The sequence below is a fragment of the Streptomyces sp. V4I2 genome, from assembly GCF_030817655.1.
Taxonomy (GTDB): domain Bacteria; phylum Actinomycetota; class Actinomycetes; order Streptomycetales; family Streptomycetaceae; genus Streptomyces; species Streptomyces plumbiresistens.
The window spans coordinates 6176013-6201600 of the sequence record NZ_JAUSZM010000003.1 but is presented as its reverse complement, the minus strand read 5'-3'; the positions used below and the strand labels follow the sequence as shown (position 1 = coordinate 6201600).

Annotated in this window: 17 protein-coding genes, 3 rRNA genes and 2 pseudogenes; 6 read left to right on the top strand and 16 right to left on the bottom strand. The window is 68.0% G+C overall.

All coding sequences use genetic code 11. The features are described 5' to 3' along the window. Nucleotides 1-10 precede the first annotated feature (10 nt). The 4 genes and pseudogenes from QFZ76_RS29390 to QFZ76_RS29375 all read right to left on the bottom strand — a co-directional run bounded on the left by QFZ76_RS29390 (nucleotide 11) and on the right by QFZ76_RS29375 (nucleotide 5903). Nucleotides 11-657 (bottom strand): annotated as a pseudogene (locus QFZ76_RS29390) (HAD family hydrolase). A gap of 71 nt (nucleotides 658-728) precedes the next feature. After that, nucleotides 729-845: ribosomal RNA gene (gene rrf / locus QFZ76_RS29385) — 5S ribosomal RNA — on the bottom strand. A 92-nt stretch (nucleotides 846-937) separates the two neighbouring features. Next, nucleotides 938-4062, bottom strand: a 23S ribosomal RNA gene (locus QFZ76_RS29380). 313 nt (nucleotides 4063-4375) lie between these two features. Continuing rightward, nucleotides 4376-5903, bottom strand: a 16S ribosomal RNA gene (locus QFZ76_RS29375). Together the 16S, 23S and 5S rRNA genes form the textbook arrangement of a ribosomal RNA operon. 834 nt (nucleotides 5904-6737) lie before the next feature. On the opposite strand from QFZ76_RS29375, the gene trpS reads away from it, so the two are divergent. Next, entirely contained in the window at nucleotides 6738-7778 is a 1041-nt protein-coding gene (gene trpS, locus QFZ76_RS29370; RefSeq protein WP_307676536.1) for a tryptophan--tRNA ligase, read from the top strand. A 58-nt stretch (nucleotides 7779-7836) separates the two neighbouring features. Here the strand turns inward: trpS and proC are convergent, their stop codons facing one another. The 3 genes from proC to QFZ76_RS29355 form a co-directional block, all read right to left on the bottom strand. Continuing rightward, entirely contained in the window at nucleotides 7837-8646 is an 810-nt protein-coding gene (gene proC, locus QFZ76_RS29365) for a pyrroline-5-carboxylate reductase (RefSeq protein ID WP_307676535.1), read from the bottom strand. 285 nt (nucleotides 8647-8931) lie between these two features. Continuing rightward, nucleotides 8932-9723: an ABC transporter permease gene (locus QFZ76_RS29360; RefSeq protein ID WP_307676534.1), complete on the bottom strand. Its 792-nt coding sequence runs from the start codon at nucleotides 9721-9723 to the stop codon at nucleotides 8932-8934. After that, nucleotides 9720-10535 (bottom strand): ABC transporter ATP-binding protein, encoded by an 816-nt coding sequence (locus QFZ76_RS29355; protein ID WP_373464544.1) that lies wholly within the window; start codon nucleotides 10533-10535, stop codon nucleotides 9720-9722. Before QFZ76_RS29355 ends, QFZ76_RS29360 begins: the two co-directional genes overlap by 4 nt. A 184-nt stretch (nucleotides 10536-10719) precedes the next feature. Here QFZ76_RS29355 and QFZ76_RS29350 point away from each other — a divergent pair. Continuing rightward, nucleotides 10720-10932: pseudogene (locus QFZ76_RS29350) on the top strand (SulP family inorganic anion transporter); the annotation flags it as partial. A gap of 97 nt (nucleotides 10933-11029) precedes the next feature. On the opposite strand, the gene QFZ76_RS29345 reads toward QFZ76_RS29350, so the two are convergent. The 4 genes from QFZ76_RS29345 to QFZ76_RS29330 form a co-directional block, all read right to left on the bottom strand. After that, on the bottom strand, nucleotides 11030-11797 hold the full coding sequence (locus QFZ76_RS29345; protein ID WP_307676532.1) for a class I SAM-dependent methyltransferase: 768 nt from the start codon (nucleotides 11795-11797) through the stop codon (nucleotides 11030-11032). A gap of 63 nt (nucleotides 11798-11860) precedes the next feature. Further along, the gene (locus tag QFZ76_RS29340; protein ID WP_307676531.1) at nucleotides 11861-12367 is read right to left on the bottom strand and encodes an EamA/RhaT family transporter; all 507 of its coding nucleotides are present in this window, start codon (nucleotides 12365-12367) and stop codon (nucleotides 11861-11863) included. A 43-nt stretch (nucleotides 12368-12410) separates the two neighbouring features. Next, nucleotides 12411-12689, bottom strand: coding sequence for an SH3 domain-containing protein (locus tag QFZ76_RS29335; RefSeq protein WP_307680162.1), 279 nt, complete (start codon nucleotides 12687-12689; stop codon nucleotides 12411-12413). Between the two features lie 85 nt (nucleotides 12690-12774). After that, nucleotides 12775-13101 (bottom strand): SH3 domain-containing protein, encoded by a 327-nt coding sequence (locus tag QFZ76_RS29330; protein WP_307676530.1) that lies wholly within the window; start codon nucleotides 13099-13101, stop codon nucleotides 12775-12777. 181 nt (nucleotides 13102-13282) lie between these two features. On the opposite strand from QFZ76_RS29330, the gene QFZ76_RS29325 reads away from it, so the two are divergent. Further along, entirely contained in the window at nucleotides 13283-15373 is a 2091-nt protein-coding gene (locus QFZ76_RS29325) for a PQQ-binding-like beta-propeller repeat protein (RefSeq protein WP_307676528.1), read from the top strand. Between the two features lie 100 nt (nucleotides 15374-15473). Here QFZ76_RS29325 and ilvD read toward each other — a convergent pair whose 3' ends face one another. From ilvD to QFZ76_RS29305, 4 genes are all read right to left on the bottom strand, one after another. Next, nucleotides 15474-17327, bottom strand: coding sequence for a dihydroxy-acid dehydratase (gene ilvD / locus QFZ76_RS29320; RefSeq protein ID WP_307676526.1), 1854 nt, complete (start codon nucleotides 17325-17327; stop codon nucleotides 15474-15476). A 155-nt stretch (nucleotides 17328-17482) separates the two neighbouring features. Then, nucleotides 17483-18088 (bottom strand): TetR family transcriptional regulator, encoded by a 606-nt coding sequence (locus tag QFZ76_RS29315; protein ID WP_307676525.1) that lies wholly within the window; start codon nucleotides 18086-18088, stop codon nucleotides 17483-17485. Beyond that, nucleotides 18085-18909, bottom strand: a complete 825-nt coding sequence (locus tag QFZ76_RS29310) for a sugar phosphate isomerase/epimerase (protein ID WP_266435691.1) — start codon at nucleotides 18907-18909, stop codon at nucleotides 18085-18087. The genes QFZ76_RS29315 and QFZ76_RS29310 overlap by 4 nt, the downstream gene beginning before the upstream one ends. 160 nt (nucleotides 18910-19069) lie before the next feature. Beyond that, entirely contained in the window at nucleotides 19070-20002 is a 933-nt protein-coding gene (locus tag QFZ76_RS29305) for a Ppx/GppA phosphatase family protein (protein ID WP_307676524.1), read from the bottom strand. A gap of 107 nt (nucleotides 20003-20109) precedes the next feature. Between QFZ76_RS29305 and QFZ76_RS29300 the strand changes: the two genes are divergently transcribed. Next, a complete protein-coding gene (locus tag QFZ76_RS29300) occupies nucleotides 20110-20976 on the top strand; it encodes a hypothetical protein (protein ID WP_307676523.1) in 867 nt (288 codons plus the stop codon). Nucleotides 20977-20985: 9 nt separating this feature from the next. Here the strand turns inward: QFZ76_RS29300 and QFZ76_RS29295 are convergent, their stop codons facing one another. Beyond that, complete coding sequence (locus QFZ76_RS29295; protein ID WP_307676522.1) at nucleotides 20986-22728, bottom strand: hypothetical protein; 1743 nt, start codon at nucleotides 22726-22728, stop codon at nucleotides 20986-20988. 229 nt (nucleotides 22729-22957) lie between these two features. On the opposite strand from QFZ76_RS29295, the gene radA reads away from it, so the two are divergent. Together radA and disA are read left to right on the top strand one after the other, a co-directional pair. Beyond that, the gene (gene radA, locus QFZ76_RS29290) at nucleotides 22958-24367 is read left to right on the top strand and encodes a DNA repair protein RadA (RefSeq protein WP_307676521.1); all 1410 of its coding nucleotides are present in this window, start codon (nucleotides 22958-22960) and stop codon (nucleotides 24365-24367) included. 80 nt (nucleotides 24368-24447) lie between these two features. Then, a complete protein-coding gene (gene disA, locus QFZ76_RS29285; protein ID WP_030043389.1) occupies nucleotides 24448-25572 on the top strand; it encodes a DNA integrity scanning diadenylate cyclase DisA in 1125 nt (374 codons plus the stop codon). Nucleotides 25573-25588 lie beyond the last annotated feature (16 nt).

Sequence of the window (25588 nt, the reverse complement as noted above, 5' to 3'; positions counted from 1 at the left end):
AGACCGGGCGTCAGACCAGCAGGTCAGCCAACTCCCCCATGTCAGAGAACAACTGGGTGGCTCCGGCCAACCGTTCGGCAGGCGTCATGGCCGTGAACCCGTACACATCCATCCCCCGGCCGCGACAGCGGCCTGCACCCCCAGCGGACTGTCCTCGATCACGACACACCGCTCGGGCGCGACCCCCATCCGCCCGGCCGCGTACAGAAACAGATCCGGCGCCGGCTTCCCCCGCCCCACATCCTGCGAACTGAAGATCCGCCCCTCGTCGAACCACCGGTCCAGCCCGGTCTTCCGATGCCCGACCCGAATCCGCTCATGGCTCCCGGAAGAGGCGACACAGTACGGCACCCCGTCCGCAGCCAGCTTCTCCAGCACCCCCACGGCCCCGGCCACCGGCTCCAACTCCCGCTCGAAGGCCGCGAACACCCGCCCATGAAAGACGTCGTCGAAACGCTCCGGCAACCGCTGCCCCGTCCGTTCCCACACGAGGTCGTGGATCCGGTGCATCGCGGACCCCATGTAGTCACGGATGGAGTCCTCGTACGACGTCGGATGCCCGAGCTCGGTCAGATAGCCGGCCAGAAGCCGGTTGGAGATGGGCTCACTGTCGACGAGCACACCGTCGTTGTCGAAGATGACAAGGTCATAGCGCATGCCCCGACCCTAAGCGACCCGGAAAAACAGAAAACCCCCGTGCCGATGGCACGGGGGTTTCCTCAACAATTGTTCGGCGGCGTCCTACTCTCCCACAGGGTCCCCCCTGCAGTACCATCGGCGCTGTAAGGCTTAGCTTCCGGGTTCGGAATGTAACCGGGCGTTTCCCTCACGCTATAACCACCGAAACACTATGAAACTGTTTCAGCCGCACCGTTGTCGTGGCCCGACAACGGGGCTGTTCGTGGTTTCAGAACCAACACAGTGGACGCGAGCAACTGAGGACAAGCCCTCGGCCTATTAGTACCGGTCACCTCCACCCATTACTGGGCTTCCAGATCCGGCCTATCAACCCAGTCGTCTACTGGGAGCCTTAACCCCTCAAAGGGGGTGGGAATACTCATCTCGAAGCAGGCTTCCCGCTTAGATGCTTTCAGCGGTTATCCCTCCCGAACGTAGCCAACCAGCCATGCCCTTGGCAGGACAACTGGCACACCAGAGGTTCGTCCGTCCCGGTCCTCTCGTACTAGGGACAGCCCTTCTCAATATTCCTGCGCGCGCAGCGGATAGGGACCGAACTGTCTCACGACGTTCTAAACCCAGCTCGCGTACCGCTTTAATGGGCGAACAGCCCAACCCTTGGGACCGACTCCAGCCCCAGGATGCGACGAGCCGACATCGAGGTGCCAAACCATCCCGTCGATATGGACTCTTGGGGAAGATCAGCCTGTTATCCCCGGGGTACCTTTTATCCGTTGAGCGACGGCGCTTCCACAAGCCACCGCCGGATCACTAGTCCCGACTTTCGTCCCTGCTCGACCCGTCGGTCTCACAGTCAAGCTCCCTTGTGCACTTACACTCAACACCTGATTGCCAACCAGGCTGAGGGAACCTTTGGGCGCCTCCGTTACTCTTTAGGAGGCAACCGCCCCAGTTAAACTACCCATCAGACACTGTCCCTGATCCGGATCACGGACCCAGGTTAGACATCCAGCACGACCAGACTGGTATTTCAACGACGACTCCACCTGAACTGGCGTCCAAGCTTCACAGTCTCCCAGCTATCCTACACAAGCCGAACCGAACACCAATATCAAACTGTAGTAAAGGTCCCGGGGTCTTTCCGTCCTGCTGCGCGAAACGAGCATCTTTACTCGTAGTGCAATTTCACCGGGCCTATGGTTGAGACAGTCGAGAAGTCGTTACGCCATTCGTGCAGGTCGGAACTTACCCGACAAGGAATTTCGCTACCTTAGGATGGTTATAGTTACCACCGCCGTTTACTGGCGCTTAAGTTCTCAGCTTCGCCACCCCGAAGAGTGACTAACCGGTCCCCTTAACGTTCCAGCACCGGGCAGGCGTCAGTCCGTATACATCGCCTTACGGCTTCGCACGGACCTGTGTTTTTAGTAAACAGTCGCTTCTCGCTGGTCTCTGCGGCCACCCCCAGCTCACCGTGTAAAACGGATCACCGGTGATGGCCCCCCTTCTCCCGAAGTTACGGGGGCATTTTGCCGAGTTCCTTAACCATAGTTCACCCGAACGCCTCGGTATTCTCTACCTGACCACCTGAGTCGGTTTAGGGTACGGGCCGCCATGAAACTCGCTAGAGGCTTTTCTCGACAGCATAGGATCATCCACTTCACCACAATCGGCTCGGCATCAGGTCTCAGCCTTGATGAGCGGCGGATTTACCTACCACTCGGCCTACACCCTTACCCCGGGACAACCACCGCCCGGGCTGGACTACCTTCCTGCGTCACCCCATCACTCACCTACTACAAGTCTGGTCCGTCGGCTCCACCACTCCCCTTTGCCCGAAGGCTCCAGGGCGGCTTCACGGACTTAGCATCGCCTGATTCAATGTTTGACGCTTCACAGCGGGTACCGGAATATCAACCGGTTATCCATCGACTACGCCTGTCGGCCTCGCCTTAGGTCCCGACTTACCCTGGGCAGATCAGCTTGACCCAGGAACCCTTAGTCAATCGGCGCACACGTTTCTCACGTGTGTATCGCTACTCATGCCTGCATTCTCACTCGTGAACCGTCCACAACTCGCTTCCGCGGCTGCTTCACCCGGCACACGACGCTCCCCTACCCATCACAGCGCCCGTTGGGGCTATATGCTGCAATGACACGACTTCGGCGGTACGCTTGAGCCCCGCTACATTGTCGGCGCGGAATCACTAGACCAGTGAGCTATTACGCACTCTTTCAAGGGTGGCTGCTTCTAAGCCAACCTCCTGGTTGTCTGTGCGACTCCACATCCTTTCCCACTTAGCGTACGCTTAGGGGCCTTAGTCGATGCTCTGGGCTGTTTCCCTCTCGACCATGGAGCTTATCCCCCACAGTCTCACTGCCGCGCTCTCACTTACCGGCATTCGGAGTTTGGCTAAGGTCAGTAACCCGGTAGGGCCCATCGCCTATCCAGTGCTCTACCTCCGGCAAGAAACACACGACGCTGCACCTAAATGCATTTCGGGGAGAACCAGCTATCACGGAGTTTGATTGGCCTTTCACCCCTAACCACAGGTCATCCCCCAGGTTTTCAACCCTGGTGGGTTCGGTCCTCCACGAAGTCTTACCTCCGCTTCAACCTGCCCATGGCTAGATCACTCCGCTTCGGGTCTTGAGCGTGCTACTGAAACGCCCTATTCGGACTCGCTTTCGCTACGGCTACCCCACCCGGGTTAACCTCGCAACACACCGCAAACTCGCAGGCTCATTCTTCAAAAGGCACGCAGTCACGACTGCATGTGCAAGCACATACAGCGACGCTCCCACGGCTTGTAGGCACACGGTTTCAGGTACTATTTCACTCCGCTCCCGCGGTACTTTTCACCATTCCCTCACGGTACTATCCGCTATCGGTCACCAGGGAATATTTAGGCTTAGCGGGTGGTCCCGCCAGATTCACACGGGATTTCTCGGGCCCCGTGCTACTTGGGTGTCTCTCAAACGAGCCGCTGATGTTTCGACTACGGGGGTCTTACCCTCTACGCCGGACCTTTCGCATGTCCTTCGCCTACATCAACGGTTTCTGACTCGTCTCACGGCCGGCAGACCGTAAAAGAGAGATCCCACAACCCCGCATACGCAACCCCTGCCGGGTCTCACACGTATACGGTTTGGCCTCATCCGGTTTCGCTCGCCACTACTCCCGGAATCACGGTTGTTTTCTCTTCCTGCGGGTACTGAGATGTTTCACTTCCCCGCGTTCCCTCCACATACCCTATGTGTTCAGGTATGGGTGACAGCCCATGACGACTGCCGGGTTTCCCCATTCGGAAACCCCCGGATCAAAGCCTGGTTGACGACTCCCCGGGGACTATCGTGGCCTCCCACGTCCTTCATCGGTTCCTGGTGCCAAGGCATCCACCGTGCGCCCTTAAAAACTTGGCCACAGATGCTCGCGTCCACTGTGCAGTTCTCAAACAACGACCAGCCACCCATCACCCCGAACCAACCGGTTCGAGTTCACTGGGGCCGGCATCGAAGGTCCAGACTCGAAAGCCCGTACCCTCAGACACCCAACAGCGTGCCCGACACCCTCGCCACTCGCCTTCCATTCCACGCCGAAGCAGTACTAGGAAGACAAGCTGGTCAAGTGTGCCGAGTAGTCAACGTTCCACCCTTGAGCAACCAGCACCGGACGTTCGCCGATGAACTGGCCTCTGACCTCACCCCGAAGGGATCGGTAAGAAGTGCTCCTTAGAAAGGAGGTGATCCAGCCGCACCTTCCGGTACGGCTACCTTGTTACGACTTCGTCCCAATCGCCAGTCCCACCTTCGACAGCTCCCTCCCCACAAGGGGGTTGGGCCACCGGCTTCGGGTGTTACCGACTTTCGTGACGTGACGGGCGGTGTGTACAAGGCCCGGGAACGTATTCACCGCAGCAATGCTGATCTGCGATTACTAGCAACTCCGACTTCATGGGGTCGAGTTGCAGACCCCAATCCGAACTGAGACAGGCTTTTTGAGATTCGCTCCACCTCACGGTATCGCAGCTCATTGTACCTGCCATTGTAGCACGTGTGCAGCCCAAGACATAAGGGGCATGATGACTTGACGTCGTCCCCACCTTCCTCCGAGTTGACCCCGGCGGTCTCCTGTGAGTCCCCATCACCCCGAAGGGCATGCTGGCAACACAGAACAAGGGTTGCGCTCGTTGCGGGACTTAACCCAACATCTCACGACACGAGCTGACGACAGCCATGCACCACCTGTACACCGACCACAAGGGGGGCACCATCTCTGATGCTTTCCGGCGTATGTCAAGCCTTGGTAAGGTTCTTCGCGTTGCGTCGAATTAAGCCACATGCTCCGCTGCTTGTGCGGGCCCCCGTCAATTCCTTTGAGTTTTAGCCTTGCGGCCGTACTCCCCAGGCGGGGAACTTAATGCGTTAGCTGCGGCACCGACGACGTGGAATGTCGCCAACACCTAGTTCCCACCGTTTACGGCGTGGACTACCAGGGTATCTAATCCTGTTCGCTCCCCACGCTTTCGCTCCTCAGCGTCAGTAATGGCCCAGAGATCCGCCTTCGCCACCGGTGTTCCTCCTGATATCTGCGCATTTCACCGCTACACCAGGAATTCCGATCTCCCCTACCACACTCTAGCTAGCCCGTATCGAATGCAGACCCGGGGTTAAGCCCCGGGCTTTCACACCCGACGTGACAAGCCGCCTACGAGCTCTTTACGCCCAATAATTCCGGACAACGCTTGCGCCCTACGTATTACCGCGGCTGCTGGCACGTAGTTAGCCGGCGCTTCTTCTGCAGGTACCGTCACTTTCGCTTCTTCCCTGCTGAAAGAGGTTTACAACCCGAAGGCCGTCATCCCTCACGCGGCGTCGCTGCATCAGGCTTTCGCCCATTGTGCAATATTCCCCACTGCTGCCTCCCGTAGGAGTCTGGGCCGTGTCTCAGTCCCAGTGTGGCCGGTCGCCCTCTCAGGCCGGCTACCCGTCGTCGCCTTGGTGAGCCATTACCTCACCAACAAGCTGATAGGCCGCGGGCTCATCCTTCACCGCCGGAGCTTTCAACCCCCACCCAGGAGGGAGGGAGTGTTATCCGGTATTAGACCCCGTTTCCAGGGCTTGTCCCAGAGTGAAGGGCAGATTGCCCACGTGTTACTCACCCGTTCGCCACTAATCCCCACCGAAGTGGTTCATCGTTCGACTTGCATGTGTTAAGCACGCCGCCAGCGTTCGTCCTGAGCCAGGATCAAACTCTCCGTGAATGTTTACCCGTAATCGGGTCGACACCACGAGAGCGGAACAGCCAGGCGGAATAAGCCCGGCCGTTCACAGCGTCCTCGCTGTGTATTCTTCAAAGGAACCTCGCCACCGGAAGAATCCGATGGACGGGGTATCAACATATCTGGCGTTGACTTTTGGCACGCTGTTGAGTTCTCAAGGAACGGACGCTTCCTTTGTACTCACCCTCTCGGGCTTTCCTCCGGGCGCTTCCCTTCGGTCTTGCGTTTCCGACTCTACCAGATCTTCCCGATCCGATTTCCTCGGTGCTTTCCAGGTTCCCGCTCTCGCGTTTCCCTTTCCGGCGGTTCCGACTCTATCAGATCCTTTCGGGCCTGATTCCCAGTCAGAGGGGCTTGTCATCCCGACCCGTGGGCCGTTCCGACGAGTGAGACTTTAGCGGATTCCCTGCTCCCGACGCTAATCGGGGGCTGCGTTCATTCGAACGCAGATTCCTCATTTCGCTAATACGCATGCCAATGGCGCGACGGCAGAACACTGTCGTCGAGTGTCGGCTGGTACTTGCGGAATGGCTGTCCGGGGACCGACCGGAGTCGGCGCTCACGTCGGACAACTCGGAGAACAGTACGTAGCGGGTCGGGGTGTGTCAACTTCGGTCCGCACGGTGCCCTGGCGGCGTACTGTGGGCCGCATGACTACGCGTACGTGCACCCAGCTGTGGTGGGCCGCCTGACGGCGGCCGTGCTCACGTATGCACTCAACGGCCGCCGCCTCGGCGGCCGTTCTTGTTTCTCCCTCCGGAACTCCTAAGGGTCGGCCGACCGGGACGGCGGCCTCGACCAGGAGGTGGAGTAGAGATGACACGGGTCTTCAGCGGGGTCAAGCCGACCGGACACCTGACGTTGGGGAACTACCTGGGCGCCATGCGGCGGTGGGCCGCCGTCGATCAGCACGAGGCCGAAGCGCTGTTCTGCATCGTCGATCTGCACGCGCTGACCGTGGACCACGATCCGGCGCGGGTGCGTCGGCTGAGTCGGCAGGCGGCGACGTTGTTGTTGGCGGCGGGCCTGGATCCGGACCTGTGCACCGTGTTCGTACAGAGTCATGTGGATGAGCACGCGCGGCTGTCGTATCTGCTGGAGTGCGTGGCCACGGACGGTGAGATGCGGCGGATGATCCAGTACAAGGAGAAGGCCGGGCGGGAGCAGGCGCGGGGCGGGAGTGTGCGGCTGTCCCTGCTGACCTATCCCGTGCTGATGGCGGCGGACATCCTTGCGTACGGGGCCGACGAGGTGCCGGTCGGGGACGATCAGGTTCAGCATGTGGAGCTGACGCGGGACCTGGCGGTGCGGTTCAACCAGCGGTACGGGCACACCTTCGTGGTGCCTCGGGCGACGCGTCCGGCGGTGGCGGCTCGGGTGATGAATCTGCAGGAGCCGCTGTCGAAGATGGGGAAGAGCGACGACACCGGGCCGGGGATCGTCTATCTGCTGGACGAGCCGGACGCCGTACGGAAGAAGGTCCTACGGGCTGTGACCGACAGTGGGCGGGAGGTCGTGTACGACCGGGAGGCGCGGCCGGGGGTGGCCAATCTGCTGGAGATCCTCGCAGCCTGCATGGGTGGGAACCCATCGGACCTGAGCGGTGTATATGAGTCGTACGGCGCCTTGAAGAAGGACACCGCGGAGGCGGTGGTCGAGGTCCTCAGGCCCGTGCAGGAGAGGCACAAGGAGTTGTGCGCGGATCCTGGCTTTGTGGAGGGGGTGCTGCGGGATGGGGCGGAGCGGGCTCGGGCGATGGCGCGGCCGACTGTCGATGCCGCATATCGGGCGATCGGGCTGTTGCCGGCGGGCGCGGCTGTTGCGGAGACCGTGACGGGCGGGGCCGGCGCGCGGTGAGGGCCCGGGTGCGGTGAGGGGTGGCGCGTGCGGCCCCCTGGTCGGGGGCCATACGGCGTCAGCTGTTGCCGGAGGCCAGTTCGCGGCTGCGGTCGCGGGCGGCTTCGAGGGCGGCGATGAGGGCAGCTCGTACGCCGTGGTTCTCGAGTTCGCGGATGGCGCTGATGGTCGTGCCCGCGGGGGAGGTGACGTTCTCGCGGAGCTTGACGGGGTGTTCGCCGCTGTCGCGGAGCATGGTGGCGGCGCCGATCGCGGACTGGACGATCAGGTCGTGGGCCTTGTCGCGGGGCAGGCCGAGGAGGATGCCGGCGTCCGTCATGGCTTCGACGAGGTAGAAGAAGTAGGCCGGGCCGGAGCCGGAGAGGGCGGTGCAGGCGTCCTGCTGGGACTCGGGGACGCGGAGCGTCTTGCCGACGGCGCCGAAGATCTCCTCGGTGTGGGCGAGGTGGTCGGCGGTGGCGTGGGTGCCGGCGGAGATGACGGACATGGCCTCGTCGACGAGGGCGGGGGTGTTCGTCATGACGCGGACGACCGGGGTGCCTTTGGCCAGGCGCTCCTCGAAGAAGGAGGTGGGGATTCCGGCGGCGCCGCTGATGACGAGGCGGTCGGCGGGGACGTGTGGGGCGAGTTCGTCGAGGAGGGTGCCCATGTCCTGCGGTTTGACCGTGAGGATCAGGGTGTCGGCGGTCTTGGCGGCTTCCGGGTTGGTGACCGGGGCGACTCCGTAGCGGGTGCGGAGTTCTTCGGCTCGCTCGGCGCGGCGGGCGGTGACCAGGAGGTCGGCCGGGGCCCAGCCGGCGCGGATCATTCCGCTGAGCAGGGCTTCGCCGATCTTGCCGGTGCCGAGGACTGCGACTTTCTGGGTCATGGCTGGGGTGCCCTCCGGGGGGTGCGTCGTCCAGGCTCATCCTCGCATCGGGTTCGTCGGCCTGGCTCGGGTGTCCGGTGGGCGGGACGTCGGGTGTTGGGGTGCCGTGGGGGTTTCTCGCCCCCGCCGCCCCTACCCGTCCCATCCCCAGGGGCTCCGCCCCTTCGACCTCGCTGAGGGCTGCGCCCCCCTGACCCCCGTCGGCCCTGAACGGGCCTCGTCCTCAAACTCCCCCAGAGGGGGACCCCCGGACGGGCTGAGGGGTGCGGGCGGCGCTGGAAGGGGTCATACCGTCCGGCGTCGTAGTGTCGCCGCGCCCAGGCCCAGGACCAGGAGTGCGCAGCCCGCGACGATCAGAGCGTCGCGTACGAAGGCGGCTGTCATGTCCGTGTGGTGGAGGACCTCATTCATGCCGTCGACCGCGTAGGACATGGGGAGGACGTTGGAGACGGCCTCCAGGGCGGGGTGCATGTTGTCGCGAGGGGTGAAGAGGCCGCAGAGGAGGAGTTGGGGGAAGATCACCGCCGGCATGAACTGGACGGCCTGGAACTCGGAGGCGGCGAAGGCCGAGACGAAGAGGCCGAGGGCGGTGCCGAGCAGGGCGTCGAGGAGGGCCACCAGGAGGAGGAGCCAGGGGCTGCCGGTGACGTCCAGGTCGAGGAACCAGAGGGCGAGGCCGGTCGCGAGGGCGGACTGGATGATCGCGAGGGTGCCGAAGGCGAGGGCGTAGCCGGCGATGAGGTCGCCTTTGCCGAGGGGCATGGCGAGGAGGCGTTCGAGGGTGCCGGAGGTGCGTTCGCGCAGGGTGGCGATGGAGGTGACCAGGAACATCGTGATCAGTGGGAAGATCCCGAGGAGGGAGGCGCCGATGCTGTCGAAGGTGCGCGGGCTGCCGTCGAAGACGTAGCGCAGCAGGAACAGCATCACGCAGGGTATGAGGATCATCATCGCGATCGAGCGCGGGTCGTGGCGGAGCTGGCGCAGGACCCGGGCCGCGGTGGCGAGGGTGCGGGAGGCGTTCAGGGCGCTGGTGGGCGCCGGAGTGGTCGGGGGCGCGGTGCTGGTCGTCGTACTCATCGGTTCGTCTCCTTCCGGCGGCCGGCTGCGGCGGCCTCGTCGACGAGGTGGAGGAAGGCGGCCTCGACCGTCTCGGAGTGCGTACGGGTGCGGAGGGCGTCCGGGGTGTCGTCGGCGAGGATCTCGCCCTCGCGCATCAGGAGGAGGCGGTGGCAGCGCTCGGCCTCGTCCATGACGTGGGAGGAGATCAGCAGCGTCGCTTCTCGCTGTACCGCGATGTCGTGGAAGAGATTCCACAGGTCGCGGCGCAGGACGGGGTCGAGGCCGACGGTGGGCTCGTCGAGGACCAGGAGTTCGGGGGTGCCGAGGAGGGCGACCGCGAGGGAGACGCGGCTTCGTTGGCCGCCGGAGAGGTTGCCGGCGAGGGCGTCGGCGTGAGTGGTGAGGTCGACGTCGGCGATCGCGCGGGTGACGTCCTCGTGGCGTCGGTCGGCGGAGGCGCGGCCGGGGGCGAGGATCCCGGCGAAGTAGTCGAGGTTCTGGCGGACGGTCAGGTCGTCGTAGACGGAGGGGGCTTGGGTGACGTAGCCGATGCGGGTGCGGAGGGTGGGGTGGCCGGCGGGGCTGCCGAGGACGTCGAGGGTGCCGGTGACCTTGGCCTGGGTGCCGACGATCGCGCGCATGAGGGTGGACTTGCCGCAGCCCGAGGGGCCGAGCAGGCCTGTGATCTGGCCGCGCGGGACGGTGAAGTCGAGGCCGCGCAGGACGGTGTGCGGGCCGCGGACGACGGTGAGGTTTTCGGCGTGTACGGCAGTGGCGGCGTCCCCTGGGGCCGTTCCTCCGCCGGCTGAGTCGAGATTTATAATCATCATGCGATGAATATTGCTCTCGCCGACGGACGCCGTCAAGCGGCGTGCGTCGGGTGGTTCAGGCGCGCGGCGGAGTGATCAGAGGCGGGTGATCCGATCCGTGCGCCCCTGGGTGCTCCGGATGACCACGGGAACCGGGTGCGCGATCAACTCGCCGTTCCGAGAATTGCTTTCAGTGCGAGGTCACATGTCGAGCACGTGCCTCGTTGTGTTTCTCGTGGCCTTGCCTCTGTGCGTGGGGATCGCCATCGCCTCCGGAGTACCCGCCGAACTGGGGCTGGTCACCGGGATCGTCGGCGGAGTGGTCGCGGGGGCGTTGCCCGGCAGCAGTCTGCAGGTCAGCGGGCCGGCGGCGGGGTTGACCGGGCTCGTGTACGAGGCCGTGCAGAGGTATGGCGTCGGGGGAGGGGTTGGTGGTGAGCGGAAAGAGGGTGTCGTAGGCCTGGCTGCGGTCTGCGGTCTGCGGTCTGCGGTCTGCGGTCTGCGGGGTGGGGTGGTCAGGCGGGATTGGTGGCCACCAGCAGGATCACGTCGTAGACCTCCTCGACGATGCCGTCCGGGAAGGCCCTCGTCAGGTGGTCCCGCTCCTCGGCTAGGAAGGCTGCGGCTGCCTCCTCGCCCTGGACCAGGAAGATCGAGTGGCTGCCGATGTTGGCGAGGTGGGTGTCGATGGGGACGCGGCGGCTCCAGCGGACCTCGCGGCGGACGAAGTCGAGGCGGCCGGTGGGATCGGCGACACGGGCGTTGACGCCTCGCTTCTCGGCCTGGACGTTCACGTCGAAGTACCGGTCGATGCGGTCGGCGGCCTCGGCGATCCACGGCACGTCGAGGGCCTCGGTGTTCCACCACAGGGCGAGCGCGCCGCCCGGGCGCAGGACGCGGAGGGCCTCCGGGACGGCCTGGGCGGGGTCGGTCCAGTGCCAGGACTGGGCGTAGGTGAGGAAGTCGGCGGAGGACGTGGTCAGGGGGAGGGTGTTGCCGTCGCCCCGGATGATCGGGATGTCGGGGTGGGCTCGGCGGAACTGGGCCGCCATGCCGTCGCCGGGTTCCACGGCGACCACGTCGGCGCCGCGCGCGTGCAGGAGGGCGGTCGCGATGCCGGTGCCGGCGCCGATGTCCGCGACGTGGGCGCCGGTGAGGGGGTGGCCGGCCAGGTCCTCGATCGCGTCGAAGAGGGCGGGCGGGTAGGAGGGGCGGTTGGCGGCGTACTGGGCTGCGGCTGCGTTGAAGGACTGCGCTCGGGTGGCGTGGGAGGAGGCCGTCATAGGGGCCATCGTGACCGGGGTCGGGGCTCAGTGCGGTGAGTTTTTGGTGAGAGGGGGCGCGGCCTATGCGCGACGGCGCTTCTTCGACGGGTTGCGGGTGCGGCGGGTCGTGCGCTTCTCGTGCCGGTCGAGGGCCGCCTCGTACTCCTCGCGGTGGAGTTTCTCGCCGGGGGCCTCGGTGAGGGAGCGGAAGAAGTAGGCGAGGAGGGAGCCGACGAAACCGATGGCCAGGAGGCCCCGGAGGGAGGCCTGGCGGTCGGGGTCGGGGCGCTGGGTGAAGCCGTCCCAGGTGTGGCGGAAGGCGAGGGCGCTGCAGATGGCGAACATCGCGACGACGAGAACGGTCACGAAGCGGCCGGTGTCGGCGATCTGGAGGCCCTCGTAGGCGAAGCGGAGGACCAGGCAGGAGGCGATCGCGGCGGCCAGGGAGCCGATGGAGGCGGCGATGCGGCGGAGGGCGTAGCCGTTGTCGTGGGTGACCCAGGTGGTGCCGAAGAGGCGGAGGGGGTCGGGGTGGGGGGTGCCTGGGGAGCCCGCGGGGGTTTCCTGGATGCCGGTTTCGTCGCTCACACGATGATTATGGCTCCGGGGCGGTCGCGGGCTCCTCCGAGGCTCAGGAGCAGCGCGGTTTGATGTAGCCGTCGCTGCCCGTGTTCACGTACGCGTCCGAGACGTACTCGCCGTTGTCGATGTTGTCCCAGATGTTCGACGTGCCGTACGGGCCGGTGACCGTGGTGCCCGGTGACTGGCAGAAGATCGGGACCTGGGCGCCCTCGGCCAGGATGCGGACGATGGTGTAGTTGGTGCCCGGGCCGCTGCGAACGTTGAGGCGCACGCCCGGGGCGACCGGGTAGTAGCGCAGGGCCGACTCGGCGGTGGCCGCGCCCATCATGAGGAGGGCTCCGGTGAAGCCCGCGATCACGGTAGATCTACGTTTCAGGGATGTCATGGGTGTCCCCCGCGTAGTGGTGGTGGGATCAGGCGCAGCGAGAGGCCACGTAGCCGTCGCTGCCCGTCTTCACATAGGCGTCCGAGACGTACTGACCGCTGTCGATGTTGTCCCAGATCTTTGATGTGCCGTACGGGCCCGTGACCGTCTGGCCCGGCGTCTGGCACCAGATCGGGACGTAGGCGCCCTCGGGGAGGACGCGGACGATGCCGTACGTCGTGCCCGGGCCGCTGCGGACGTTGAGGCGCACGCCCGGGGCGACCTGGTAGTAGCGAACGGCCGCGGTCGCGGCTGCCGTTGTCACGGCCTCCGCCTCGTTTCCGCTCTCGACCTCTTCGACACGCTCAACAGACATGGAAAAGCCTCCCCCGTTGAATCCCATGACTGCCATGGGACCCGTTGATTCCCCCAAAACACGCCACGCACACCTGTGCGATCGCGGAACACGCAGGCTAGCAAGCCCCCTCTGTCTCGCACGAGTCATCGACTAGGCTCCGTGCGTCGCGCGCGCGAACGAAGAGCACGGGGGTGGTCGCATGGCGCCACAGCGCAACACTGGGGCGGGCGCAGAAGCGGAACTTCCCGAGTACGCCGGTCACTACCGCTTGGAGTCGTGTCTGGGCTCCGGCGGCATGGGCGTCGTGCACCTCGCTCGGAGCACCTCGGGGATGAAGCTCGCGGTGAAGGTCGTACATGCCGAGTTCGCCAGGGATCCCGAGTTCAGGGGGCGGTTCCGGCAGGAGGTGGCCGCCGCGCGGAAGGTCAGCGGTGCGTTCACCGCATCCGTCGTCGACGCCGACTCGGAGGCCGAACGGCCCTGGATGGCCACCCTGTTCATCCCCGGGCCGACCCTGTCCGAACACGTGAAGCGGAACGGGGCCATGAGCCCTGCCGAGTTGCGCCGCCTGATGGCCGGGCTGGCCGAGGCACTGCGCGACATCCATCGGGTCGGCGTGGTGCACCGGGATCTCAAGCCGAGCAACGTGCTGCTCGCCGAGGACGGGCCCAAGGTCATCGACTTCGGCATTTCTCGGCCAAAGGACAGTGAACTGCGGACCGAGACCGGGAAGTTGATCGGGACGCCGCCGTTCATGGCGCCCGAGCAGTTCCGGCGGCCGCGGGAGGTCGGGCCCGCCGCCGACGTCTTCGCGCTGGGATCCGTGATGGTGCACGCGGCCACGGGGCGGGGTCCGTTCGACTCCGACAGTCCGTATGTCGTCGCCTATCAGGTCGTTCATGACGAGCCGGACCTGACCGGCGTACCGGAGAATCTCGCGCCGCTGGTGCTGCGGTGCCTGGCCAAGGAGCCCGAGGACCGGCCCACGCCGGACGAGTTGATGCGGGAACTGCGGTCGGTGGCGGCCTCGTACGACACGCAGGTGTTCATACCGGCGCAGCGGACGACTGATGTGGCAGAGCCGGAACCCGTCGTCGAGGCGGCCGGGCGAAGGTCCAAGAGACGTCTGGGCAAGCGGGTGGCCCTCGCGGCCGGGGCGCTCATCCTGCTGGCGGGCGGCGTGTTCGCTTCCGTCCAGTTGGCGGGCTCGCCCTCCCCCGAGGCGAAGAGCTCCAGCTCCCCGGGCACGGCGGCGGCGTTCCGCGCATGGCAGGCAAAGCCAGGCCCGGACGGCGCCGGCACGCCCCAATGCTCGTACGGGGCAGGGAAGTTGTTCTGCACACAGTCGGGGCTGGTCTTCGCTCTCGCACCGTCCGACGGCACGCTGCTGTGGCGGCGCTCCATCGGTGAGGTGCGCAGCAGCGCGCCGCCGGTCCTCTCAGGCGGCCTCGTGCTGATCTCGACGGACGAGGGCCGCCGCGTGCAGGCGCTCGATCCCGGCACCGGCCGGGCCCGCTGGCAGCGGAGCACACCGGCGCAGACCGGTACGCCGTGTGTCGGCGGCATGCTCCTGCTCACCGCCGCCAACGGGACGGTCACCGGTGTGGACAGCGCGACGGGCGACACCAAGTGGAGCCGGCGGATACCGGGCCAGAGCGCGCCGACCTTCGTCTCCTTCACGGGGGATCCGCTGGCGTACGCGTGGAGCACGTCCGACGGGTCGAGCACGCGGGTCACGGCGGTGGATCCGGCCACGGGTGTCGTGCGGTGGGACGCGCGACTGCGAGGCAGTCTGCAGCCCGTCGGTACCGTCGGCGGATCCGTGTATCTCCTCTCCGCCGCCGGCGCCTACGGGGACACGGCAGCAGTGGTCCGCTACGACCCCGGGCCCAGGACTTCGGTACGGGTCACGCTGCCCGTTCCGCGCCAGGGCGTGCACGCCGGCGTGCGGGGGAACGTCGTCCATCTCCTGGCCTCCGGGGGTTCCCTGGAAGCCGTCGACACGAAGACGCGCAAGCGACTGTGGCACCTCGAAACGTCCGTGAGCCGCGGTTCCGTGCCGGTCGCCGACGACAAGCACGTGTACGTCAGCGCTCCCGACGGACGGCTGCTCGCGGTCGACGCCGACAGCGGGAGGCTCGTGGGGCAGACGCCGCCGAGGCTCGGTACGAACTCGGATCGAGTTGCGGGGACACTGCCGACGCCCGTACTCGCCCACCACCACATCTACGCAACCGCCCCCGACGGCACCGTCTTCGCCGTCCCCGCGAAGAACCCGTCCGCCTGGTAGAGGCACGGCAGACCGCCGGGTAGAGGCACGGCAGAGACACGGCAGAGGCACGGCACAAAAAAGGGGCCGCCCCCGAAGAGACGGCCCCTGAAGACGAACGTCAGCCCAGCATGCTCACGTCCCGCACCGCGCCCTTGTCCGCGCTCGTGGCCATCGCCGCGTACGCCCGCAGCGCGGCCGAGACCTTGCGCTCGCGGTTCTTCGGGGCGTAGACGCCGTTCAGGGCCTGCTCGCGGCGGGCCAGTTCGGTGTCGTCGACGAGGAGTTCGATCGTGCGGTTCGGGATGTCGATGCGGATGCGGTCGCCGTTCTCGACGAGGGCGATCGTGCCGCCGGACGCCGCCTCCGGGGAGACGTGGCCGATGGACAGGCCCGAGGTGCCGCCGGAGAAGCGGCCGTCGGTGATCAGGGCGCAGGTCTTACCGAGGCCGCGGCCCTTGAGGTAGGACGTCGGGTAGAGCATCTCCTGCATGCCGGGGCCGCCCTTGGGGCCCTCGTAGCGGATGACGACGACGTCGCCGTCCGTGACCTGCTTGGTGAGGATCTTCTCGACGGCCTCTTCCTGCGACTCGCAGACGACCGCGGGGCCCTCGAACGTCCAGATCGACTCGTCGACACCGGCCGTCTTCACCACGCAGCCGTCGACGGCGAGGTTGCCCCTGAGGACCGCCAGGCCGCCGTCCTTCGAGTACGCGTGCTCGGCGCTCCGGATGCAGCCGCCCTCGGCGTCCTCGTCCAGCGCCTCCCAGCGCTCGGACTGGGAGAAGGCCTCGGCGGAACGGACACAGCCGGGGGCCGCGTGCCACAGTTCCAGGGCCTCGGGGGACGGGGAGCCGCCTCGGACGTCCCAGGTCTTCAGCCAGTCCGCCAGGGAGTGGCTGTGGACCGAGTGAACGTCCTCGTTCAGCAGGCCCGCGCGGTGCAGTTCGCCGAGGAGGGCGGGGATGCCGCCGGCGCGGTGCACGTCCTCCATGTAGTACGTGCGGTCCTTGGCGACGTTCGGGGCGACCTTGGCGAGGCAGGGCACGCGGCGCGAGACCTCGTTGATCTCCTCCAGGCCGAAGGGGACGCCCGCCTCCTGGGCAGCCGCCAGCAGGTGCAGGATCGTGTTGGTCGAGCCGCCCATGGCGATGTCCAGGGCCATCGCGTTCTCGAAGGCCGCGATGGTGGCGATGTTGCGGGGCAGGACCGTCTCGTCGTCCTGCTCGTAGTAGCGCCGGGTGATGTCCATGACCGTGCGTGCGGCATCGACGTAGAGCTGCTTGCGGGCCGTGTGCGTGGCCAGGACCGAGCCGTTGCCGGGGAGGGAGAGGCCGATCGCCTCGGTGAGGCAGTTCATCGAGTTGGCCGTGAACATGCCGGAACAGCTGCCGCAGGTCGGGCAGGCGTTCTCCTCGATACGGAGGATGTCCTCGTCCGAGATCTTGTCGTTGGCGGCCTCGGACATCGCGTCGACCAGGTCGAGCGTGCGGACTGTGCCGTCGACCAGCGTGGCGCGGCCGGACTCCATCGGGCCGCCGGAGACGAAGACCGTGGGGATGTTCAGCCGCAGGGCCGCGTTCAGCATGCCCGGGGTGATCTTGTCGCAGTTGGAGATGCAGACGATGGCGTCGGCGCAGTGCGCCTCGACCATGTACTCCACGCTGTCCGCGATCAGGTCGCGGGAGGGCAGGGAGTACAGCATGCCTCCGTGGCCCATCGCGATGCCGTCGTCCACCGCGATGGTGTTGAACTCGCGCGGGATGCCGCCGGCCTCGATGATCGCCTCGCTGACGATCCGGCCGACCGGCTGCAGGTGGGTGTGGCCGGGGACGAACTCCGTGAAGCTGTTCGCGACCGCGATGATCGGCTTGCGGCCGATGTCCGCACCGGGTACACCGGAGGCGCGCATAAGGGCGCGGGCGCCCGCCATGTTGCGTCCGTGGGTGACTGTGCGGGACCTCAGCTCGGGCATCGTCGCTCGCTCCTTCAGGGACTGCAGAGACTGCGATCAGAGACTTCTGACTGCTAACGAGCGTACGCCGGTCATCCAGGGGGCGGACAGGTTGTCCGGAATGCGGGACGCGCGTCTCACAGCCGCTCCCAGCCACTCACAGCCGCCCACACCCGCTACGGACTCGTCAGATGCCCCTGCACCACCGGCGCCACCCGCGCGATGATCGCCTCCACCTCCGCCGACGCCAGCGGCTCCACCTTGATCACGTATCGGAGCATGGCGATGCCGACGAGCTGCGCCGCCGCCAGCTCGGCGCGCAGTTCCGCGTCCGGGGCGTCGAGTTCGCCCGCGATGCGCAGCAGCAGCTGCACGGAGACCAGGCGCCGGAAGACGGCGGCCGCGGTGTCGTTGGTCACCGCCGAACGGACGATCGCGAGCAGCGGCGTCCGGGTCACCGGGTTCTCCCAGAGACCGAAGAACATACGGGTCAGACGCTCGCCGACGGTGTCCGCCGGGCCGGCGAGGGCCACGTCACGCCCGTTGAGGGCGGGGGCGAGGGCGACCTCGATGGCCGCCTCGAAGACCTTTTCCTTGGTGCCGAAGTAGTGGTGGACCAGGGCCGAGTCGACGCCGGCCGCCTTGGCGATGCCGCGCACGGACGTCTGCTCGTAGCCCCGCTCGGAGAACTCCTCGCGGGCCACGGCCAGGATGCGGTCACGGGTGTCGGCCGATTCCGTACGACGGCGGCGGCCCCGCCTGCGGGCGGTGACGTCGGTCACGGGCGGGTCACCTTCACCGCCGAGGCCAGGTGCAGGCGCGTGAAGGCCAGCGCCTCGGCGAGATCGGCCTCCCGTTCGGCGCCGGACATCGCGCGCCGGGTGTTGACCTCGATGACGACATGGCCGTCGAAGCCGGTCAGGGCGAGGCGTTCCAGCACCTCGGCGCAGGGCTGGGTGCCGCGGCCGGGGACGAGGTGCTCGTCCTTGGCCGAACCTCTGCCGTCGGCGAGGTGGACATGGCCGAGCCGGTCGGCCATGCGGTCGATCATCTGGATGGCGTCGGAACGGGCCGTGGCCGCATGACTGAGATCGATCGTGAAGTGACGGTAGTCCTCCTTCGTCACGTCCCAGTCGGGCGCGTAGGCGAGCATCTCGCGGTCGCGGTAGCGCCAGGGGTACATGTTCTCGACGGCGAACCGTACGTCCGTCTCGTTCGCCATGCGCCAGATCCCGCTGACGAAGTCGCGGGCGTACTGGCGCTGCCAGCGGAACGGCGGGTGCACGACGACCGTGCTCGCGCCGAGCTTCTCGGCGGCCGCCTGGGCGCGCTGGAGCTTGGTCCAGGGGTCGGTGGACCACACGCGCTGCGTGATGAGCAGGCAGGGGGCGTGCACCGCGAGGATGGGGATGCGGTGGTAGTCGCTGAGTCTGCGCAGCGCCTCGATGTCCTGACTGACGGGGTCGGTCCACACCATGACCTCGACGCCGTCGTACCCGAGGCGCGCGGCGATCTCGAAGGCGGTCGCAGTCGACTCCGGATAGACGGAGGCCGTGGACAGGGCGACCTTCGCATCCGGGATGCGTACGACTGGCTCTGCCATGGGGGACAGATTACGGGGTGCGGTCGGGTGGATGTGGGGTGCCTATTCGCCGTTGTGGCGTTCGCCACGGGCGGGCGGGTTGCTCCCGCACCACGGCGGTGCCGCAGATCGATACAGCCCCGCGCGAGATCGATACAGCCCCGCGCGACCTGTTACGGCGCTACACCGACCCCATGTGATCCAGCCGACGCAGGATGACGCCCTCCCGCAGCGCCCACGGGCAGATCTCCGCGCTCTCCACGCCGAACAGGTCCATCGCCCCCTCGGCCACCAACGCACCCGCGAGGAGTTGGCTCGCGCGGCCCTCGGAGACTCCGGGAAGGTCGGCCCGCTCGGCGGTCGTCATGCCGGCGAGCCGGGGGACCCAGGCCTCCAGGGACTCGCGCTTCAGCTCGCGCTGGACGTACAGGCCCTCAGCGGAGCGGGCCGCGCCGGCCAGGCGGGCCAGTTGCTTGAAGGTCTTGGACGTGGCGACGACGTGGTCGGGTGCGCCGAGGCGGGTGAACTCGCCGACCGTGCGGGCGATCTGGGCACGGACGTGGCGGCGCAGGGCCCTTATCGCCTCGGGGTCCGGCGGGTCGCCGGGGAGCCAGCCCGCGGTGAGGCGGCCCGCGCCGAGCGGCAGGGAGACCGCGGCGTCGGGCTCCTCGTCCATGCCGTACGCGATCTCCAGGGAGCCGCCGCCGATGTCGAGGACGAGGAGCTTGCCCGCGGACCAGCCGAACCAGCGGCGGGCGGCGAGGAAGGTCAGCCGGGCCTCCTCGGCACCGGTCAGGACCTGGAGGTCCACGCCGGTTTCGGCCTGCACGCGCGCGAGGACGTCATCGGCGTTGCTGGCCTCGCGGACGGCGGAGGTCGCGAACGGCAGCACGTCCTCGACGCCCTTGTCCTCGGCGGCCTGGAGCGCCTCGCGGACGACTCCGATGAGTTTGTCGACCCCCTCGGGGCCGATCGCACCGTCCTCGTCGAGCAGTTCGGCAAGGCGCAGCTCCGCCTTGTGCGAGTGCGCGGGCAGGGGGTGCGCACCCGGGTGCGCGTCCACCACCAGCAGATGCACCGTGTTCGATCCCACGTCGAGGACACCGAGTCTCATGTACGGAACGCTACTGCCAGCGGAGCCGGGCGCGGCCCCCGGAGCTGTCCACGAGGTTGTCCTCGGGGCTGTCCCTGGTCCGGCCTCGGGCGACTTACCCTGGACGCGTGCCAAAGACGAAAAAGGCGAAGAGCGACAAGACGGCCAAAACAGCCAAGGGTTCTTCGCAGGCGAAAGCACCGAAGAAGTCGAAGCAGGCCCCGGCAGGCGACGAGAAGGGGCTCGACTTCGCGCGGGCATGGGTGGAATTCCCGGATCCGGCGGACGACGAGCAGGTCTTCCGCTGCGATCTGACATGGCTGACCTCTCGGTGGAACTGCATCTTCGGCAGTGGCTGCCAGGGCATCCAGGCGGGCCGCGCGGACGACGGGTGCTGCACCCTGGGCGCCCACTTCTCCGACGAGGACGACGAGAAGCGGGTCGCCGGGCATGTGGCCAGGCTCACACCCGAGATCTGGCAGTACCACGACGAGGGCACGCGCAACGGCTGGGTCTCCGAGGACGAGGACGGCGACCGCCAGACCCGCCCCCACCAGGGCTCCTGCATCTTCCAGAACCGGCCGGGTTTCGCGGGCGGCGCGGGCTGCTCGCTGCACATCCTCGCCCTGAAGGAGGGCCGCGAGCCGCTGGAGACCAAGCCGGACGTCTGCTGGCAGCTGCCGGTGCGACGGACGTACGAGTGGATCGACCGGCCCGACGACACGCGCGTGCTCCAGGTGTCGATCGGTGAGTACGACCGCCGGGGCTGGGGTCCGGGCGGCCACGACCTGCACTGGTGGTGCACGTCGGCGACCTCGGCGCACGGCGCGGGCGACCCGGTGTACGTCTCCTACCGGCCGGAGCTGGTCGAGCTGATGGGCAAGGCGGGCTACGACCGCCTGGTCGAGCTGTGCGAGGAGCGGCTGGCCTCGCAGCTGCCGTTGCTGGCACCGCATCCCGCGGATCCGGTCGGCCCGCCACAGCGCGGCCTGTAGGGCCTGGGCCTACGACGTTGCCGGGCTCGGGTCGCCGCCGCCGGTGGGCGGTGGCGTCGAGCCCCCGGGGCCGGACGGGGCGGGGTCGGTGGGCGTGGGCTCCGGGTCGGGCGACGAGGGCGGGTCGCTCGGGGCGGAGTCGGAGGGGGCCGGGGTCGTCGGGGTCGGATCGGGGCCGGGGTCGGACGGGTGCGGGTCGCCGGGGTGGCCGGGGCCAGGTCCGGGGTGGTGGCCATGCCCCGGGTCCGGATCGGGGTCGGAGGGGCTGGGCGCGGTGCCGTAGCCGTCGATGGAGACGACGGCGCCTGCTGGTGAGACGGCCACGCGCGCGTTCCAGTACCCGGACGGCTCGCGCAGGTGGTCGACGTACACCTTGATCGTCAACGATTCGCCCGGTGCGAGCGTTCCGGACGGCCGGCTGAGGTAGAGCCAGGAGGCGCTCGTGGTCGCGGACCAGCGCACCGGCGCGGAGCCGGTCGCGATGAGGGTGATCAGCGTGGTGTCGCCGCTGTTGCCGGCGGCCACCTCCAGGTGCCCGGCGCCCTTCTTGCCGGCGCCGACGACACTCATGACCGCCACGGACACGTCGGGCTTGTCGCCCTTGCTGAAGCGGCCGCCGGGGTGCGTGCTGGCGTTGCCGGCGTTCTCGTAGCCGCCGGTCGCCGAATCGCCGTCGAGGAGGCCGGGGCCGTGCTCCTCACTGGCGCTGGCGGCGGTGCCGCCCGGGCCCTCGCCGGTCGGGGCGCCGCGGTAGGCGGCCCAGAGGGCCAGCACGGGCGCGGCTACGACGGTGGCGACGACGGTCGTCGTGACGGCACGCGCGCGTAGGCGGTCCCTTCGGGCGGCCCGGTCCTTGGGGTCCATCGGGAAGCCGCGCCGGTCGAAGCGGGGCGCGGCGGTGCCCCGCGCGCGCGGGAGGTGCGTCAGGGCCACGTGCAGGGCCGCGCGGGGTGCCTCCAGGACGGGCAGCTCGGCGGGGGTGACGGCGGCGCCGGGCCAGCGGCCGGGGACCGCGCGCTCGGCCGTACGGCGGCAGCGCGGACAGTCGTCGACGTGCCGGACGAGTTCGCGGCGCACGGCGGCGCTGAGCACCAGCTGGTTGTCGCCGGTGAGCCGGGCCACGCCCGGGCAGCCGCCGGTCTCGACGACGGCGAGGGCCGCGCGGGTGCGCTCGACCTCGCAGGCGGCGGAGGCGAGCAGTTCGCGGGCTGCGGTCAGGTCCATGCCGAGGACGGCGGCGACCTCGTGGGCGGCGAGATGGTGGCGCACGGCGAGTTCGAGCGCCTCGCGCTGCTCCGGGGTGGTGCCGGCGGCCTCCGGCCAGGCGAGCAGGGCCAGTTCGCGCCGGCGCTGCTGCTGGGTCTCCTCGGAGACCGGCGGGCCGGCGGGCGGGCGGCGCTCGGTCCCCTGACGGCCCACCGCGTGCGTGGCCTGACGTTTCTGCTTGGCCTCGGTCAGCTTGCGCAGGCAGGCCCAGCGGGCCAGCGCGTACAGCCAGGCCCTGCGGTCGCCGGCCGCGTCCGGGCCGCGGCGCCTCTCGGCGAGCGCGAGGACGTCGCCCAGGGCGGCGGTCGCGGTGTCGTGGTCGCACAGCACGGACAGGCAGTAGGTGAACAGGCCGTCGAGGTAGGGCTCGTAGCGCGCGGGCGGGCGCTGCGCCAGCGTGCGCGCCGCCGCGCGGTCGCGCCCCTCCCGGTGCGCCCGGTGTGCGCCGGTGGTGCGGGTCGAGGTCTCCGGACTGCTGCTCATCACCCGTGGACCGTAGGCGGCGGGAGTTGGACGCTTCGGCCCCCTTGAGCACATTTAATCCGTACGGGTGAAACGATCCCTCAATAGGGGACAGGAACGGATCATTCCGTGGCTCGTTCCCGATGAGGGTGGCTGGTTCCAGCGGGTACGCGGCGAGGTGCGGAGCCGGGCGTCCGGCCCACCTGCGACGGTCGCCGCCTGGGTTGTCAGTGGTGGCGGTTACGGTTCGTGCATGGCTGCCCGTACGAAGTCCGCCAAGGAGCGTCCGTCCTACCGCTGCACCGAGTGCGGCTGGCAGACGGCCAAGTGGCTCGGCCGCTGCCCCGAGTGCCAGGCCTGGGGGACGGTCGAGGAGTACGGCGCGCCCGCGGTCCGTACGACGGCTCCGGGCCGCGTCACCACCTCCGCCGTGCCCATCGGCCAGGTCGACGGCCGGCAGGCCACCGCCCGCTCCACCGGCGTGCCCGAGCTGGACCGGGTGCTCGGCGGCGGTCTGGTGCCCGGCGCGGTGGTCCTGGTCGCGGGCGAGCCCGGCGTCGGCAAGTCGACACTGCTGCTCGACGTGGCGGCCAAGTCGGCGAGCGACGAGCACCGCACCCTCTATGTGACCGGCGAGGAGTCGGCGAGCCAGGTCCGGCTGCGCGCCGACCGCATCAAGGCCATCGACGACCACCTGTATCTCGCCGCCGAAACCGATCTGTCGGCGGTGCTCGGCCACTTGGACGCGGTGAAGCCGTCCCTGCTGATCCTCGACTCGGTGCAGACGGTGGCCTCTCCGGAGATCGACGGCGCCCCCGGCGGCATGTCCCAGGTGCGCGAGGTGGCGGGCGCCCTGATCCGCGTGTCCAAGGAGCGCGGCATGTCCACCCTCCTTGTGGGCCATGTCACCAAGGACGGCGCGATCGCCGGCCCGCGCCTGCTGGAGCACCTGGTGGACGTCGTGCTGAGTTTCGAGGGCGACCGGCACGCGCGCCTGCGTCTCGTACGAGGCGTCAAGAACCGCTACGGCACCACGGACGAGGTGGGCTGCTTCGAGCTGCACGACGAGGGCATCACCGGCCTCGCCGACCCGAGCGGCCTGTTCCTGACCCGCCGGGCCGAGCCGGTGCCCGGCACCTGCCTGACCGTCACCCTGGAGGGCCGCCGCCCGCTGGTCGCCGAGGTCCAGGCGCTCACCGTCGACTCGCAGATCCCCTCCCCCAGGCGGACCACGTCCGGCCTGGAGACCTCCCGCGTCTCGATGATGCTGGCCGTCCTGGAACAGCGCGGCCGGATCAGCGCCCTGGGGAAACGGGACATCTACTCCGCGACGGTCGGCGGTGTGAAGTTGTCGGAGCCCGCCGCGGACCTCGCCATCGCCCTCGCCCTGGCGTCCGCGGCCAGTGACACCCCGCTCCCCAAGAACCTCGTCGCGATCGGCGAAGTCGGCCTCGCGGGCGAGGTCAGACGGGTCACGGGCGTGCAGCGCCGGCTCTCCGAAGCACACCGCCTGGGCTTCACGCACGCGCTCGTTCCGGGCGATCCGGGCAAGGTCCCGCCCGGCATGAAGGTCCTGGAAGTAGCGGACATAGGGGACGCCCTGAGGGTCCTTCCACGCTCGCGTCGGCGAGAGGCCCCACGGGACGAGGAGGAGCGCCGGTAGACTTTGCCCAGGTCTCGCCCGTCCGTACGAACAAAGTGTGCGAACGGGAGCGCCCCAGAACCTGCGACCGGAGGAGTGCAGTGGCAGCCAACGACCGGGCGGCAGCTCCCGGAAAATCCGGCGGGAGTTCCGGTGCCGATGGCCTCATGCGCGCCTCGCTGAGCGCCGTGGCACCCGGCACGCCCCTGCGCGACGGGCTTGAGCGGGTCCTGCGCGGCAACACCGGCGGTCTCATGGTGCTCGGCTCCGACAAGACCGTCGAATCGATGTGTACGGGCGGTTTCGTCCTGGATGTCGAGTTCACGGCAACGCGACTGCGGGAGCTGTGCAAGCTCGACGGCGGCATCGTGCTGTCCTCCGACCTGTCGAAGATCCTCCGGGCCGGCGTCCAGTTGCTCCCCGACCCGACGATCCCCACCGAAGAGACGGGCACCCGGCACCGCACCGCGGACCGGGTGAGCAAGCAGGTCGGCTTCCCGGTCGTCTCGGTCTCCCAGTCGATGCGGCTGATCGCCCTGTACGTCGACGGCCAGCGCCGCGTCCTGGAGGACTCGGCGGCGATCCTGTCCCGCGCCAACCAGGCCCTCGCGACCCTGGAGCGCTACAAGCTCCGCCTCGACGAGGTGGCGGGCACGCTGTCCGCGCTGGAGATCGAGGACCTGGTCACCGTCCGGGACGTCTCGGCCGTGGCCCAGCGTCTGGAGATGGTCCGCCGCATCGCCACCGAGATCGCCGAGTACGTGGTCGAGCTCGGCACGGACGGGCGTCTCCTTGCCCTCCAGCTCGACGAGTTGATCGCCGGCGTGGAGCCCGAGCGCGAACTGGTCGTGCGGGACTACGTCCCCGAGCCCACGGCCAAGCGCTCCCGCACGGTCGAGGAGGCGCTGTACGAGCTCGACGCGCTCTCCCACGCCGAGCTCCTCGAACTGCCCACGGTGGCACGGGCGTTGGGCTACACGGGGTCGCCGGAGGCGCTGGACTCGGCGGTGTCGCCGCGGGGCTTCCGACTGCTGGCGAAGGTGCCGCGCCTTCCGGGCGCGATCATCGACCGGCTGGTGGAGCACTTCGGGGGCCTGCAGAAGCTGCTGGCCGCGAGCGTGGACGACCTGCAGACGGTGGACGGCGTCGGCGAGGCGCGGGCGCGGAGCGTGCGCGAGGGGCTTTCGCGACTGGCGGAGTCTTCGATCCTAGAGCGTTACGTCTAGGTCGGATCACCCTCAG